Source organism: Citrobacter youngae, from assembly GCF_003818115.1.
Classification (GTDB): Bacteria; Pseudomonadota; Gammaproteobacteria; order Enterobacterales; family Enterobacteriaceae; genus Citrobacter; species Citrobacter youngae.
Genome location: NZ_RPOI01000003.1, coordinates 98,645 through 113,726, shown reverse-complemented (window position 1 = coordinate 113,726; position 15,082 = coordinate 98,645). Strand labels below are relative to the sequence as shown.

11 protein-coding genes are annotated in these 15,082 nt (G+C 49.0%); 7 read left to right on the top strand and 4 right to left on the bottom strand.

The genetic code is table 11. The features are described from left to right. Nucleotides 1-319: 319 nt before the first annotated feature. Nucleotides 320-1,105 (bottom strand): TdeIII family type II restriction endonuclease, encoded by a 786-nt coding sequence (locus tag EHN13_RS01460; protein ID WP_124020768.1) that lies wholly within the window; start codon nt 1,103-1,105, stop codon nt 320-322. A gap of 177 nt (nt 1,106-1,282) precedes the next feature. Between EHN13_RS01460 and EHN13_RS01455 the strand changes: the two genes are divergently transcribed. Then, nucleotides 1,283-2,548: a DNA cytosine methyltransferase gene (locus tag EHN13_RS01455; RefSeq protein WP_124020767.1), complete on the top strand. Its 1,266-nt coding sequence runs from the start codon at nt 1,283-1,285 to the stop codon at nt 2,546-2,548. 240 nt (nt 2,549-2,788) lie between these two features. Here EHN13_RS01455 and symE read toward each other — a convergent pair whose 3' ends face one another. Continuing rightward, a complete protein-coding gene (gene symE, locus EHN13_RS01450) occupies nt 2,789-3,151 on the bottom strand; it encodes an endoribonuclease SymE (RefSeq protein ID WP_124020766.1) in 363 nt (120 codons plus the stop codon). Nucleotides 3,152-3,929: 778 nt separating this feature from the next. Between symE and EHN13_RS01445 the strand changes: the two genes are divergently transcribed. Both EHN13_RS01445 and EHN13_RS01440 read left to right on the top strand, forming a co-directional pair. Further along, nucleotides 3,930-5,300 carry a tyrosine phenol-lyase gene (locus tag EHN13_RS01445; RefSeq protein ID WP_124020765.1) on the top strand — a complete coding sequence of 457 codons (1,371 nt, stop codon included), beginning with the start codon at nt 3,930-3,932 and terminating at the stop codon, nt 5,298-5,300. 189 nt (nt 5,301-5,489) lie between these two features. Beyond that, nucleotides 5,490-6,755, top strand: a complete 1,266-nt coding sequence (locus EHN13_RS01440) for an aromatic amino acid transporter (protein WP_124020764.1) — start codon at nt 5,490-5,492, stop codon at nt 6,753-6,755. A 458-nt stretch (nt 6,756-7,213) separates the two neighbouring features. Here the strand turns inward: EHN13_RS01440 and EHN13_RS01435 are convergent, their stop codons facing one another. Further along, the gene (locus tag EHN13_RS01435; protein ID WP_003837161.1) at nt 7,214-8,767 is read right to left on the bottom strand and encodes an L-lactate permease; all 1,554 of its coding nucleotides are present in this window, start codon (nt 8,765-8,767) and stop codon (nt 7,214-7,216) included. A gap of 556 nt (nt 8,768-9,323) precedes the next feature. Here EHN13_RS01435 and EHN13_RS01430 point away from each other — a divergent pair. From EHN13_RS01430 to EHN13_RS01420, 3 genes are read left to right on the top strand one after another with little or no spacing between them, the layout of a single operon-like run. Beyond that, nucleotides 9,324-10,043 carry a (Fe-S)-binding protein gene (locus EHN13_RS01430; protein WP_124020763.1) on the top strand — a complete coding sequence of 240 codons (720 nt, stop codon included), beginning with the start codon at nt 9,324-9,326 and terminating at the stop codon, nt 10,041-10,043. A gap of 10 nt (nt 10,044-10,053) precedes the next feature. Next, nucleotides 10,054-11,481 (top strand): LutB/LldF family L-lactate oxidation iron-sulfur protein, encoded by a 1,428-nt coding sequence (locus EHN13_RS01425; RefSeq protein WP_124020762.1) that lies wholly within the window; start codon nt 10,054-10,056, stop codon nt 11,479-11,481. After that, a complete protein-coding gene (locus EHN13_RS01420) occupies nt 11,474-12,166 on the top strand; it encodes a LutC/YkgG family protein (protein WP_086523568.1) in 693 nt (230 codons plus the stop codon). Before EHN13_RS01425 ends, EHN13_RS01420 begins: the two co-directional genes overlap by 8 nt. Nucleotides 12,167-12,215: 49 nt before the next feature. Here EHN13_RS01420 and gntP read toward each other — a convergent pair whose 3' ends face one another. Beyond that, nucleotides 12,216-13,559, bottom strand: a complete 1,344-nt coding sequence (gntP, locus tag EHN13_RS01415) for a gluconate permease GntP (RefSeq protein WP_003033260.1) — start codon at nt 13,557-13,559, stop codon at nt 12,216-12,218. A gap of 259 nt (nt 13,560-13,818) precedes the next feature. Here gntP and uxuA point away from each other — a divergent pair, with 259 nt between their 5' ends. Next, entirely contained in the window at nt 13,819-15,003 is a 1,185-nt protein-coding gene (gene uxuA, locus EHN13_RS01410) for a mannonate dehydratase (RefSeq protein ID WP_003837169.1), read from the top strand. Nucleotides 15,004-15,082 lie beyond the last annotated feature (79 nt).

Sequence of the window (15,082 nt, the reverse complement as noted above, 5' to 3'; positions counted from 1 at the left end):
CTAATGATACAGTGGTGTGCTGATTCTCTGGATGCGAAGCGAAAAGGGAATATCAGTCTGTTTTATTATGCAAAACTGAATAATTCTATGTAGTTTAGATGACACGCGTAATTACAGTAATACCATCGGATTGGATAGCATTTATTTCCAGTTGATAATCTTGCCGAAATATTAAAAAACATTGACCTGTATTTTAATTTTTTAAAGAAGAATTTATTAATTTAAGGATGTGCTTTCCATTATTTTATGAATGTTGATTGTGGGATTACTTGTTCCAGGAGCGAGGCTAAGAGCCTCGCAGCTTATTAGTGATAATTTATCACTGGAATGCAGATTTTACTACTTGTTTTGTTTCTTCTCCTAGCTCTTGAAAAATTTTATTCATATCATTTAAACCGAAAAGGTTATTTGAAGCTAACATCCATAGCTCATCTCCTACAAGTAAATCTCTGCGATCATACTGTCCAGCATGTCTTCTGTAGTTATTAGTTGTAAGCGATTCTGGATTATATGGTATTGCTATAAATGGTTTGACTTGTGCGTTGGGGTTAGTGCTTTTTCTTAAAGCGTACCATTCTAATGTTTTACGTTTCATTGTTCTAAATTCTTTTTTATTGGGTTTTACTGTTGTAATGTCTATATAAATTTCTTCCCCATTTGGTTTTTCTATAAAAACATCAACAATGCTATCTGGATATCTTAGAGGGCTAGATGTGAATACAGATATAGAATCTATCTCGTCCTGTTCTTGGCTTCTGTTTGGTATGTAATGATAATTATTTAAAGTTCTTTCAAGGTACGAGGATACGCTGGGAGTTATATTGCCCTCTAATACAAATTGGGTTTTTACTTGATAACCAACATGTTCTCCTAGAATTTTACACGCTTGCTCATAAAATGACATCCCGAAACTTGTTTGTAATGACTGCATGACTTTTGTTATTAAGATTAAATCATCTCCAAAAAGGTTTCTAAAAAAAAGATTTGTATCACCATCATCAATGTCTGCCTTTTTTTGTGTGACCCTATCATCTATTTTTATGATGCGCCGTGCGAGGTTTTTTATTTGTTCGTGCATAGATTCTTTAATTTCTTGTGTGGTCATAGTAATGCCTTAAGTTAAAGTTTTATTTTTGCATCAAGATTTGTAATCTCATGTATTTATACGTTAAAATCTAAAAAAAACAATAAAATAGATACGTTATGATACAAAGAACTTCACATGATAAGGCTCATACTGTATACTAAACCAGTACTTTTAAATTTATAATGGAAGCGTCCTATGAGTGATGTCCAATTGATAGATTCCTTCAATCAAAATGATTACTTTTCTTTGGAAGTTTTAGCTGACGTATTATCAGAATCTAAGAAAACACTCGAAAGCTGGGTAAGAAAAGGAGTTGTAGAGGCAGTTATATGCCCGGATTCGAAAAGAACGCTAATTCATCGTAAGCAAGTTCAGCATTTAGAAGATGTAAAGTTGCTTTTAACAAGCCAGTGGGATGATGAGTTAAATACTCGCCCACTTCGCAATTATAATCTTGTTGAACTTTTTGCTGGCGCTGGTGGATTGGCCATTGGTTTAGAGCAGGCTGGCTTAAATTCAATATTCTTAAATGAGATAGATAAATCAGCTTGCAATACATTAAGGCATAACAGACCTAATTGGAATGTTGTGGAAGGTGATATCGCGACGATTGATTTTACTAAAATAAATAATAAAGTTGATATCCTTACGGGAGGATTTCCTTGTCAGGCATTTTCGTATGCGGGGAAAAAATTAGGATTCGAAGATACTCGGGGTACTCTTTTCTTTGAATTTGCACGCGCTATAAAAGAACTTCAACCGAAAGTATTTATGGCTGAAAATGTGCGAGGTTTATTGACTCATGAACAAGGTCGAACCTTGTGCGCCATAAAAGACGTTATTAGCGAGCTGGGTTATGAACTTATTGAACCAAAAGTATTAAAAGCAATCTTCTATAAAGTTCCTCAAAAAAGAGAAAGATTGATACTTGTGGGCATACGAAAAGACCTTTCAGAAAAAGTTGAATTTAAATGGCCATCCTATTTTCATAGAGTCATGACATTAAGAGACGCTCTGTATGCAGGTGAGTTGTATAAGGATGATGTCTCCGAATCAGTAGGGCAAATATACCCAAAAAAAAAAAAAAAAATAATGGAGCATGTACCTCCCGGTGGCTATTGGCGAGATTTGAGTGATGAGCTACAACGGGAATATATGCAGGGCAGTTACTTCTTAGGGGGAGGGAAGACAGGTATGGCTAGGCGTCTTTCCTTAGATGAACCGAGCTTAACTCTTACAACATCTCCAGCTCAAAAACAAACAGAGAGATGTCATCCTATAGAAACTCGGCCATTGCAAGTAAGAGAATATGCCAGAATACAAACTTTCCCCGATAACTGGGAGTTTAAAGGATCTATGAATTCTATCTATAAGCAAATTGGAAATGCCGTACCAGTTAACATGGCTGCTGCTTTAGGACGTTCTTTAGTTCGCTTGCTGAATGATATAGAAAATATTTAATTAAAAAAAACTTATAGATAACGCCGACAGTTACCGGAGTGGTTAACCGCTTCGGTAAATGGTGAGCGTTAGAAAGTCATTGATTTCATTATCAGGTAAATAATTGCGATGATGCTCGCAAAATATCACCTGATCAAGAGGGGGGAGGCCGATACACTATCGACGTCGCTTTATCTCTATATCTACAAACGCTCAATAAAGGCGCCCGCAGGCGCCTCAATTATAATGACAATCACACACTCACCCCTTCAATGCTTTCCCCGCAATTACCCCGATAAACTCCAGTACCTGCTTTTGCTTACGCGCGGAGAGCTTTTCCACGGCGCGCAGGGATTTCATCAGTTCTGACTCTTCGGGTTCGGCGGCGCGGGCGGTTAATACGATGCAGCCTTGCATCACCCGCACATCAACGTCGGTGCCGGTGTCGAATCCGGCGGCTTTCAGCCACTGGCCTTTCATCACGATGGACGGAAACTGAACGTACTTCACCGGCAAACGGCTGTAATCAGGATAACGGCTCGCATAACCCACCTTCAGGCGACGGTTATCTGCGGCGTGCACTTCTGGATCAAACGAAACTGCAATACAATGCGTATCAGTCATGGTGGCTATTCTCCGATAATAGTTACTGCGATCAGCGATGCATTGGTGCGCCAACACCTTTGCATCGCGCTAATAAAACCCCTGTAAATGACGCCAGTAAACTGGGGAAAGTCCAGATGTAAATACGATGAAATAAGCGCGAATAGCACGCTTTTGGAATAAATAGAAAACGCCTTCACCCCAATAAATCCGGTATTATTCACCGTGTAAATCCATTCACCTCCAGTCCGCTAAATACCGGCCATTTCCAGAAAATAACGCTCCTCTACATCAGGCCAAAAATGCGATCTAACTCACTGAAGCAAATAGTAAACTCTGAATCAACACCGTTTTGTACACTTTGCTTTACACTTTTGGTGATGTAAATCACAAATATTACTCCGTGAAGTGATCCGACTCTCACAAAATGAGGTGTACTCATTCACGAATACATTATGCGCACAGCCTGGAAAGTTATGTTTTCAGTATTTCCACTCTCCACAGACACACTACGGCGAATGGCAAATCGAAACGCAAAAAAAAACTTGTTGAATATTAACGGGTAAAAAAATGACGTGTGATTTACATCACTCACATTTACAGCTTTTTAAATTATTGCCAGTGATTAATGTTGACCGGGCTATTTCCATAATCAATCAAATCTTGCATAGTGCCTCCACATTATTTCTCCCCCTGGCTCAGGAGGCGAATAGTTATATTTCATCAGGATTTGTTGATGAACCAGGTATGATTTACTTCACATTAATACGTACATGACCACTGTTACTGGAGAAACAAAATGAATTATCCGGCAGAACCCTTCCGTATTAAAAGCGTTGAAACTGTATCTATGATCCCGCGTGATGAGCGCCTTAAGAAAATGCAGGAAGCGGGTTACAATACTTTCCTGTTAAATTCGAAAGATATTTATATTGACCTGCTGACAGACAGTGGCACTAACGCAATGAGCGACAAGCAGTGGGCCGGAATGATGATGGGTGATGAAGCGTACGCGGGCAGCGAAAACTTCTATCATCTGGAAAGAACAGTGCAGGAACTGTTTGGCTTTAAACATATTGTTCCGACTCACCAGGGGCGTGGCGCAGAAAACCTGTTATCGCAGCTGGCTATTAAACCCGGGCAATATGTTGCCGGGAATATGTATTTCACTACCACCCGTTATCATCAGGAAAAGAATGGCGCGGTGTTTATCGATATCGTTCGTGACGAAGCGCACGATGCCGGTCTGAATATTGCTTTTAAAGGTGATATCGATCTTAAAAAATTACAAAAGCTGATTGATGAAAAAGGCGCAGAGAATATTGCGTATATCTGCCTGGCGGTGACGGTTAACCTCGCGGGTGGGCAGCCGGTCTCCATGGCGAACATGCGTGCGGTGCGTGAACTGACACAAGCGCATGGCATTAAAGTGTTCTACGACGCTACCCGCTGCGTGGAAAACGCCTACTTTATCAAAGAGCAAGAGCAGGGCTTTGAGAACAAGAGCATCGCCGAGATCGTGCATGAGATGTTCAGCTACGCCGACGGTTGTACCATGAGCGGTAAAAAAGACTGTCTGGTGAACATCGGCGGCTTCCTGTGCATGAACGATGACGAAATGTTCTCTTCTGCCAAAGAGTTAGTCGTGGTCTACGAAGGGATGCCATCTTACGGCGGCCTGGCCGGACGTGATATGGAAGCCATGGCGATTGGCCTGCGCGAAGCTATGCAGTACGAGTACATTGAGCACCGCGTGAAGCAGGTTCGCTACCTGGGCGATAAGCTGAAAGCCGCTGGCGTACCGATTGTTGAACCGGTAGGCGGTCACGCGGTATTCCTCGATGCGCGTCGCTTCTGCGAGCATCTGACGCAGGACGAGTTCCCGGCACAAAGTCTGGCCGCCAGCATCTATGTGGAAACCGGCGTGCGCAGCATGGAGCGCGGAATTATCTCTGCGGGCCGTAATAACGTGACCGGTGAACACCACAGACCGAAACTGGAAACCGTGCGTCTGACTATTCCACGTCGTGTTTATACCTACGCACATATGGATGTCGTGGCTGACGGCATTATTAAACTTTACCAGCACAAAGAAGATATTCGCGGGCTGAAGTTTATTTACGAGCCGAAGCAATTGCGTTTCTTTACTGCACGCTTTGATTACATCTAAAAAATAGTTATGGCCCCATCACGTGATGGGGCTTTTTTGTATTCCTTTTCCATGAACAGGAAGCCTTTGCGGTGCCCGTTACCGTGACATAACTAAAAAAAGTAAACCCTGACTCCGACATTTTTATTATCCGCATGATGTACAAATGACAGCTGTAATTATAACGAATAGTCTACAGGAACATTTATCATGGATATTAATGCCATTGAGCGACAGAGTAGTACCCCCGGACTGATTAGCGGAACCATGTTGGTTATCGCGACCGTAGTGGGTGGCGGGATGTTCTCCCTGCCGATTGCGATGGCCGGCGTATGGTTTCCCGGTGCCTCTGTTATTCTTCTCTTTATCGCCATCATGATGTTATTAACCGGTCTGATGCTGGTTGAAGTCAATCTGCATTATGGCGCCGGTGCCAGTTTTAATACCTTTACTCAGGATTTATTAGGCCGGAAGTGGAATATCGTGGTGGGTATCGCTTTCGGCTTTGTGCTGTATATTCTGACCTATGCCTATATCTCCGGTTCGTCGGCGGTGATGGCGCAAACCATGTTCAAATACAGCGGCGTGCGCTTTCCGTCGAATATCTCGGTGGTGATCGTCAGTATGCTGGTAGGGGCGATTGCCTGGTATAGTTCCTTACTGGTCGGACGCATCACTACCGTGCTGATTATCGGTAAGTTTGTGGCGTTCTTTGCCACGTTCTCCGGGCTGATTGGCCATATCGAAGTGGCAAAACTCATCGACAGCGTGGCGGTGGCGTTGCCCAATTCGCAGTATCTGCCGTACATCCTGATGACGCTGCCGTTCTGCATCATCTCGTTTGGTTTTCACGGTAACGTGCCGAGCCTGGTTAAACTGTATGGCACAAGCGGAGTCTCGAATATTACGCGTTCGATTATCATCGGTACGCTGTTTGCTCTGCTGCTGTATATTTTCTGGCTGGGCGTGACGATGGGTAACATCAGCCGTTCCTCATTCCCGCCGATTATCGCCAAAGGCGGCAATATCGATGTGTTTGTCGAGGCCATCAGCGGGCTGTTCACCAGCCGGTATATGGATCTGATCCTCACCTTTTTCGGCAACTTCGCGGTAGCCAGTTCCCTGCTGGCGGCGACGCTTGGTCTGTTCGATTACATCGCCGACCTGTTCCACTTCCCGGACGACGGCATGGGTCGCCTGAAAACCGCGCTGGTGACCTACTTCCCGCCAGCCGCCGTGTGCTTCTTCTTCCCGAACGGTTTTGTGCACGCGATTGGTTACGCCGGTCTGGCCTTTACCATCTGGAGCGTGATCCTGCCGCCGTTCCTGGTGAAAGCCGCGCGCAAGCGTTTTCCAACCAGCAGCTATACCGCGCCCTGTAATAACACCGTGCTTAACCTGGTGATTGTCTGCGGAGCGGTTGTCTATCTGACGGTTGTTCTGGATGTATTTGGTCTGCTGCCAACGTTTCGTTAGCGCGGGGGAGTTATGTTTCTGACATTGCTACGATTTCAGCATCCGCTGATCTACCGTTTTGCGTGGCTTCGTTTGTGGGTCAGGGTGTTAAGGGCGTGCAGGCTGCGTAAGTGAAAGGAGACGTGCTTTATTCTGCGGTCGCTGCCGGATGCGGCGCTTGCGCCTTATCCGGCCTACAAAAGAGCGTTAAACGTAGGCGGGATAAGCGAAGCGCCATCAGGCATTACACCCGGAAGTAGCGTGGTGGGATCAACGCGGAAAAGGCGTCGAACTTCTTCACCATCTTTTTCCAGCACAACATAACAACAATCCTCGATTTGAAACATCGGCGCTATTGTAGTCAGCGCCGACAAATCGTAAAGCCAGTGACGTCGTTCCGATTCCGGGTCGGTGTAAACCTTTTAGTTCACCATTGCGTCAAATACGATTGCCGCGAATTTGACGGGGTTGACAATGGCTTACGCCATAAACCAGTAATAAAAGAGACCGACTTTCAGGCCGAGGATCACGATATAGGCGCAGCAGTATTTCATGGTGCCAGACATGATCTGGTTGGCCTGACCGTCCATTTTTGTGGCGGATACCGCGATGGCGATGCTTTGCGGCGAAATCATTTTTCCGCCCGTTGCGCCAGAGGTGTTGGCCGCCGCCAGCCAGTTGGGATCGATATGCAGTTTGCTGGCGGCAATGGTTTGCAGTTTTCCGAACAAAATGTTCGAGTTGGTATCGCTGCCGGTAACGAACGTGCCCAGCGCGCCAATCACCGGGGCGAGGAAGACGTACGAGCTGCCGGTCAGATCGACAATCGACTGCGCCAGCGTGGAGATAATCCCGCTGAGATCCATCACCGTGGCCAGCGCGACGATCGCCATAATTGCAACGATAGAGTTTTTAAGCTGGAAAATCGTTTTGATAAATACTTCCAGCATCCCGCGTGCGGACGCTCCCTGAATAAAACCACCGATAATGGTCGCAAAGATGATCAACATCCCTGGCGTGGTCACCCATTCAACTTTCAACGCCATCGTTTTGCCGTCAGCCAACGTGAAATGTAGCACCGAGGCCAGTTGTGAGGCTGCGCCTTTTATCGTCGGGAACAGCGGCGAACACATCAGGATAAACACAAAAATAAACAGATAAATAGAGCCAACTCGGAACAACACTTTTGCCGAGCGCGGCGTGGTTTCGCGGGTATGGCTGACTTCAATTCGCCACTCGGGATCGGTTTTCCCTTTGCGCAGGCGACTAACCATTGCCACGGCAAACAGGCTGACCAGGCTACCGGCAAAGGCGGGTAATTCAGCACCGAGATGAATAGCGACAAAATACTGCGGAACCAGTGTGGTAATACCGCAAATCAACGTGATCAGAAATACGCCGCGAATGGCTTTCAGGCCGCCGCCAATAATGCAGACAATCACAAATGGCAGCAGGATATTAAACAGCGCGAGCTGCAGAATAATGGTTCCGCCTAAGGTATAAACCGGCAGGTTAACCTGTTCTGCCAGAATAGAAACCGGGATCCCGACCGCGCCGAATGCAGTGGGAACGGTATTTGCCACCAGAGAGGCTATTGCCGCCTTCAGCGGATTGAAACCCAGTGCGATAAGAATACCGATCGGAATGGCGACCGCTGTACCATAACCCGCCGCGGCTTCAAGAAATCCACCAAAGCACCATGAAATCAGTAGCACCTGAATACGCTTATCTTCGCTAATACTGGCGAGAATATCGCGCAGAATATCCAGCGCTTTGGTCGCCTGCATGACGTTATAACTGAAGATAGCGCCGAGGATCACAATCACAATCGGCCATAATCCCTTCAGCGCGCCATAGCCTATCGCGGCTTTTAGATTTTGTACGGGCATTTCCCAGAATATTGCCGATAGTGCAGCGGTGAATACCAAAGAGATCAGTACTGAATAATGGATGGGCATTTTCAATTTCAATATTAAAAATACCATCAGTAGTAACGGAGAGAGTGCCAGGGCAAACATAAAATATTCGTTCATTGCTATTCCCAATTGGTTCATTAAACCTGATTTATATTTATGGTGGGGAGGCTACATTGCTGTTCTAATAAAGTATGCAAACTGAATCGCTTCAGTGAATAAAGTAATTATGATTAATGGTTTTGTAACTATTGTAATCTTTTAATTAAAATTCAATGCCAGGTAAATATACTTAAGAGCAGGCTAAGTACCTATAAATAGTTATTTAATAACCTTTTTATTAATGGTAGTGACAGGAATAGTCAGCACCTGAAACTATTTTTAAGCTGTTCATAACGCGGTGGTTTTCAATATAAAAATGTGAGCGAGGCCGAAAGAAATAAACCAGGGTATTGCATGTACGAGTTGATTGGAGGATTATTTGATTTTGTCATACAAATGAAAATACAGGCATTTAGGATGGTCCTGATATAAGAAGCGGAAATCGACCATCTCAGGAGCATGATCCAACAAACACCATGAACCCAGACATCGGCAAAACCAGCAAACAGAAGACTGGGCGTGATATAGCGATATCAAGCGCAATAAACAGAAATGAAGCAATGGAGTAATTATTGTGAATGTAAATTTCTTTGTTACCTGTATTGGTGACGCCCTGAAATCACGGATGGCACGAGACTCCGTATTGCTGCTGGAAAAACTGGGCTGTCACGTTAATTTCCCCGAGAAGCAAGGGTGTTGCGGTCAGCCAGCCATCAACAGCGGTTACATCAAAGAGGCGATCCCCGGGATGAAAAACCTGATCGCCGCCCTGGAAGACAACGACGATCCAATTATCTCCCCGGCAGGCTCCTGCACCTACGCGGTAAAAAGCTACCCGACGTATCTGGCGGATGAGCCTGAATGGGCGCTGCGCGCCGAGAAGGTTGCCGGACGTATGCAGGATCTCACCTCTTTTATCGTCAACAAACTGGGTGTGGTGGATGTCGGCGCCAGCCTGCAGGGCCGCGCGGTATATCATCCTTCCTGCAGCCTGACCCGCAAGCTGGGAGTGAAGGAAGAGCCGCTGACGCTGCTGAAAAACGTGCGCGGACTGGAGCTGTTGACGTTTGCCGATCAGGACACCTGCTGCGGCTTTGGCGGGACGTTCTCGGTCAAGATGGCCGAGATATCCGGTGAGATGGTGAAAGAGAAAGTCTTACATCTGATGGATGCGAAGCCGGAGTTTTTGATCGGCGCTGACGTCAGCTGCCTGTTGAACATTGGCGGCCGACTGCAACGCGAAGGCCAGCCGGTCAAAGTGATGCATATTGCTGAAGTGCTGATGAGCCGCTGAGGGGAAAGAGATGTCGATAAAAACCAGCGATGTAGAGTTTAAACTGCGCATTCGTCAGCAGATCGAAGATCCGATCATGCGCAAAGCCGTGGCCAACGCGCAGGAGCGTATTGGTGCGAATCGGCAGAAAATGGTTGATGAGCTAGGCCACTGGGAAGACTGGCGCGATCGTGCCAGCCAGATCCGCGATCATGTTCTGAGCAACCTCGACGCTTACTTGTATCAACTCTCCGAGAAAGTGACGCAAAACGGCGGCCACGTTTATTTCGCAAAGACCAAAGAAGACGCTACCCGCTACATTTTGCAGGTCGCGCAAAGTAAAAATGCGAAGAAGGTGGTGAAGTCCAAGTCGATGGTGACCGAAGAGATCGGCGTCAACCATGTGCTGCAGGATGCCGGAATTCAGGTGATCGAAACCGATCTCGGCGAATATATCCTGCAGTTGGATCAGGATCCGCCTTCGCACGTTGTGGTCCCGGCTATTCATAAAGATCGCTATCAGATCCGCCGCGTGCTGCATGAGCGTCTGGGGTATGACGGCCCGGAAACGCCAGAGGCGATGACCTTATTCATTCGCCAGAAGATCCGCGAGGATTTCCTCAGTGCCGAAATCGGTATTACCGGCTGTAACTTTGCTGTGGCGGAAACCGGCTCTGTATGCCTGGTGACCAACGAAGGCAACGCGCGGATGTGTACCACGTTGCCGAAAACGCACATTGCGGTGATGGGCATGGAGCGTATCGCACCGACCTTTGCCGATGTGGATGTGCTGATCACCATGCTGGCGCGCAGCGCCGTGGGCGCGCGTCTGACGGGCTATAACACCTGGCTCACCGGCCCACGTGAGGCGGATAACGTCGACGGCCCGGAAGAGTTCCACCTGGTGATTGTCGATAACGGCCGCTCGCAGGTGCTGAGCTCAGAGTTTCGCGATGTGCTGCGCTGCATCCGCTGCGGGGCTTGTATGAACACCTGCCCGGCGTACCGCCACATTGGCGGACACGGTTATGGTTCTATCTATCCCGGCCCTATCGGCGCGGTGATCTCTCCGCTGCTCGGTGGCTATAAAGATTTTAAAGATCTGCCATACGCCTGTTCATTATGCACGGCCTGTGACAGCGTTTGTCCGGTTAAAATTCCGCTGTCAAAACTGATCCTGCGTCATCGCCGGGTGATGGCCGAGGAGGGCATTACGCCGAAAGCCGAGCGGCGGGCGATAAAAATGTTCGCATATGCCAATAGCCATCCGGGGCTGTGGAAAGTCGGGATGATGGCGGGCGCACATGCGGCGAGCTGGTTTATCAACGGTGGCAAAACCCCGCTCAAGGTTGGCGCGATTGGTGACTGGATGGAGGCGCGCGATCTTCCTGATGCCGACGGTGAGAGCTTCCGCAGCTGGTTTAAGAAACATCAGGCGCAGGAGAAAAAGAATGGATAACCGTACCGCATTTTTAGACACCATCGCCCAGGCGCTGGGCCGCCCGCTGCGTTTTGAGCCGCAAACGGATGCCGCGCCGGTGAACAACTATGCCAATGAACGCCTGACCGAACTTAGCCCGCAGCAGCGCTGCGATGCGTTTGTCCAGTTTGCCAGCGAGGTGATGCTGGCTCGCTGTGAGCTGACTCGCGAAGACCAGGCCGCAGAAGCCGCGCAACGCCTGTGCGAAGAGTTGGGTCAGCCGGTGGTCATCAGCGGCGACAGCCGGCTGGCGGCGCTGGGCATTACCGAACGCTTGCAACAGGAATGTAACGCCGTGGTCTGGGATCCGGCGCGTGGCAGCGAAAATATTACTCAGGCCGAGCAGGCGAAAGTGGGCGTGGTGTATGCCGAGTATGGCCTGACCGAGTCCGGCGGCGTGGTGCTGTTTTCCGCACCGGAGCGTGGGCGTTCAATTAGCCTGCTGCCGGAGTCCTCAATTTTCGTGCTACGCAAAAGCGCTATCCTGCCGCGCGTGGCGCAACTGGCAGAAAAACTGCATCAGAAGGCGCAGGCCGGTGAGCGTATGCCATCATGCATTAACATCATCAGTGGGCCCAGCTCGACGGCGGATATTGAGCTTATTAAGGTAGTTGGGGTGCATGGCCCGGTGAAGGCGGTGTATCTGATTATTGAGGATTGTTGAGGCAGGATGGAAAACCGCTCTGGCGCTGCGGGCCAGAGCGGTATCAACGTTATGCAATCATGCTGATGATCAACACGATAATCAGGCCAACCACGGAGTTCACCAGCTCCAGCAGACCCCAGGTTTTCAGCGTATCCTTCACCGACAGGTCAAAGTAGCCTTTGAACAGCCAGAACGAGGCATCGTTGATATGGGTCAGGGTGTTGGAGCCCGCCGCCGTTGCCAGCACCAGTAACGCCGGGTCAACGCCAACCAGTTGGCCGGTTGCCGGGTCGAGAATGGCGGCGCTAATAATCCCCGCTGCCGTCATGGCTGAGACTACGCCCTGACCGGTTGCCAGACGAATCAGCACGGTTATCAACCACGCCATGATGTACGGAGAAATATTGCCGTGCGACATCAGCATGCCGATGGTATCGCCAATGCCGGTATCAATAATGGTCTGCTTCAGTACACCGCCCGCGCCGATGATCAGGATCACCATGGCGATGCTTTTCACCGCGTTTTCAAAGGCATTCATCACCCACTGCATGTCGTGACCACGCGCGGTACCAAACAGCACGAAGGCGACAACCATAGCGATAAACATTGCAATCGGTGAAGAGCCTAAGAAGTTGACCACTTCCCACGCCTGCGTCCCTTTCACCAGCCAGATGTTGGCGATGGTGGTGGAGATCATGATGATCGCCGGGATCAGCGGCACCAGGATAGAAACACCGAAGGATGGCAGGTTATTCTGGTCAACCGGTACGTCGGCCTTCATGAATGACGGCGTTGGGCGATCGAGGTTGCCGAGGAACTTCGGCAGGATAAGCCCGGCGCAGATCACGCTCGGAATGGTCACCAGAATACCGTAGATGTAGACCATGCCCATGTCCGCGCCGTAGGCGTTAACCAGCGCAACCGGGCCCGGCTGCGGTGGGAACAGCGAGTGGGCGGTGGTGGCGGCAGCAACGGCGGGGATCGCCAGCTTGAGGAACGGGATCTTCGCCTCTGCGGCAATGACGATCACCAGCGGCGCCAGCATAATAAATGCCACTTCATAGAACATCGCCAGGCCGAAGATCAGACCAATAATGATCACCGACAGCTGCACGTAGCGCAGGCCGAGGCGCGCCAGCAGCGTATGGGCAATCTGATGCGCCGCCCCGGAATCAACCATCAGCTTACCGATGACCGCCCCGAATACCACGATAATCGCCAGTTCACCCAGCGTGCTGCCAAAACCGGATTTCATGGTGTGCAGCAGCTCCATTAAATCCATACCCGCCAGCATACCGACCGAGAGCGCCGCCAGCAGCAGGGCGACCATCGAGTTTATTTTGAATCTTAGATTGAGCACCAGCATCAGACCGATGCCGAATACGACCCACAGAATATTGAGAACGTGCATATAACGTCTACCTTTATTGGTTGAACTATTATGACTTTGGTTGAGATGTTACATATATTGGTTAACCATTGATGCGATGAATGTCACATTGCGTTACATGTTTACATTCTTACTGGGCTGCATGGCCGTAAAATGGCGGTATCATCAGCATGAATTGTGATTTGGTTAACCAATTTTGAGCTTCAGGTTGACATGTCATACCAAAAGGAGGAATTTATGTGCCATATCGTCGAGTCCATAACGTAACGAGGAATAAAACATGGAACAGACATGGCGCTGGTATGGTCCTAACGATCCGGTCACCTTAGCGGATGTACGTCAGGCGGGTGCCACAGGTGTTGTCACCGCTTTGCACCATATCCCGAACGGGGAAGTGTGGACAGTTGATGAGATCCTAAAACGCAAAGCCATTATTGAGCAGGCGGGCCTGGTCTGGTCGGTCGTCGAAAGCGTACCGATCCACGAAGACATTAAAACCCGTTCCGGTAACTATCTGCAGTGGATCGCCAACTACCAGCAAAGCCTGCGTAACCTGGCTCAGTGCGGTATTCGTACCGTGTGCTACAACTTCATGCCGGTTCTCGACTGGACCCGTACCGACCTGGAATACGTCCTGCCGGACGGCTCCAAAGCGCTGCGTTTTGACCAGATTGAATTTGCCGCCTTTGAGCTGCATATCCTCCAGCGTCCGGGCGCGGAAGCGGATTACACCGCCGAAGAGATTGCTCAGGCAAATGAACGCTTCGCTACCATGAGCGATGAAGATAAGGCGCGTCTGACCCGCAACATCATCGCCGGTCTGCCGGGTGCGGAAGAAGGCTACACGCTCGACCAGTTCCGCCAGCATCTGGCGCGCTATAAAGATATCGATAAAGCCGCGCTGCGTGAGAATTTCGCCGTCTTCCTGAAGGCGATTATTCCAGTGGCGGAAGAAGCTGGCGTACGCATGGCGGTACACCCGGACGATCCGCCGCGCCCGATCCTTGGCCTGCCGCGCATTGTTTCCACCGTGGAAGATATGCAGTGGATGGTCGATACGGTCAACAGCATGGCGAACGGTTTCACCATGTGCACCGGCTCCTACGGCGTTCGGGCAGACAACGATCTGGTCGACATGATCAAACAGTTTGGCCCACGTATTTACTTCACCCATCTGCGCTCCACGCTGCGTGAAGATAACCCGAAAACCTTCCATGAGGCGGCGCATCTGAATGGCGATGTCGACATGTACGAAGTGGTGAAAGCGATCGTTGAAGAAGAACAACGCCGTAAAGCCGAGGGCAAAGAGGATCTGATCCCCATGCGTCCGGACCATGGCCACCAGATGCTGGACGATCTGAAAAAGAAAACCAACCCAGGCTACTCCGCGATTGGTCGCCTGAAAGGGCTGGCGGAAGTGCGCGGCGTTGAGATGGCTATCCAGCGCGCTTTCTTCAGCCGCTAAAGTGAGTTGCCGGCCACCAGTCTGGCCGGCTTTTTTCTTTTCTCATCCGTTGGCCTTTCAACGGGTTCTGGAGTTCACG

Bases quoted from the DNA above. Each gene is read 5' to 3' on its own strand.
- EHN13_RS01460 (WP_124020768.1), bottom strand. From the start codon at position 1,105: ATGACCACACAAGAAATTAAAGAATCTATGCACGAACAAATAAAAAAC.
- EHN13_RS01455 (WP_124020767.1), top strand. From the start codon at position 1,283: ATGAGTGATGTCCAATTGATAGATTCCTTCAATCAAAATGATTACTTT.
- symE (WP_124020766.1), bottom strand. From the start codon at position 3,151: ATGACTGATACGCATTGTATTGCAGTTTCGTTTGATCCAGAAGTGCAC.
- EHN13_RS01445 (WP_124020765.1), top strand. From the start codon at position 3,930: ATGAATTATCCGGCAGAACCCTTCCGTATTAAAAGCGTTGAAACTGTA.
- EHN13_RS01440 (WP_124020764.1), top strand. From the start codon at position 5,490: ATGGATATTAATGCCATTGAGCGACAGAGTAGTACCCCCGGACTGATT.
- EHN13_RS01435 (WP_003837161.1), bottom strand. From the start codon at position 8,767: ATGAACGAATATTTTATGTTTGCCCTGGCACTCTCTCCGTTACTACTG.
- EHN13_RS01425 (WP_124020762.1), top strand. From the start codon at position 10,054: ATGTCGATAAAAACCAGCGATGTAGAGTTTAAACTGCGCATTCGTCAG.
- EHN13_RS01420 (WP_086523568.1), top strand. From the start codon at position 11,474: ATGGATAACCGTACCGCATTTTTAGACACCATCGCCCAGGCGCTGGGC.
- gntP (WP_003033260.1), bottom strand. From the start codon at position 13,559: ATGCACGTTCTCAATATTCTGTGGGTCGTATTCGGCATCGGTCTGATG.
- uxuA (WP_003837169.1), top strand. From the start codon at position 13,819: ATGGAACAGACATGGCGCTGGTATGGTCCTAACGATCCGGTCACCTTA.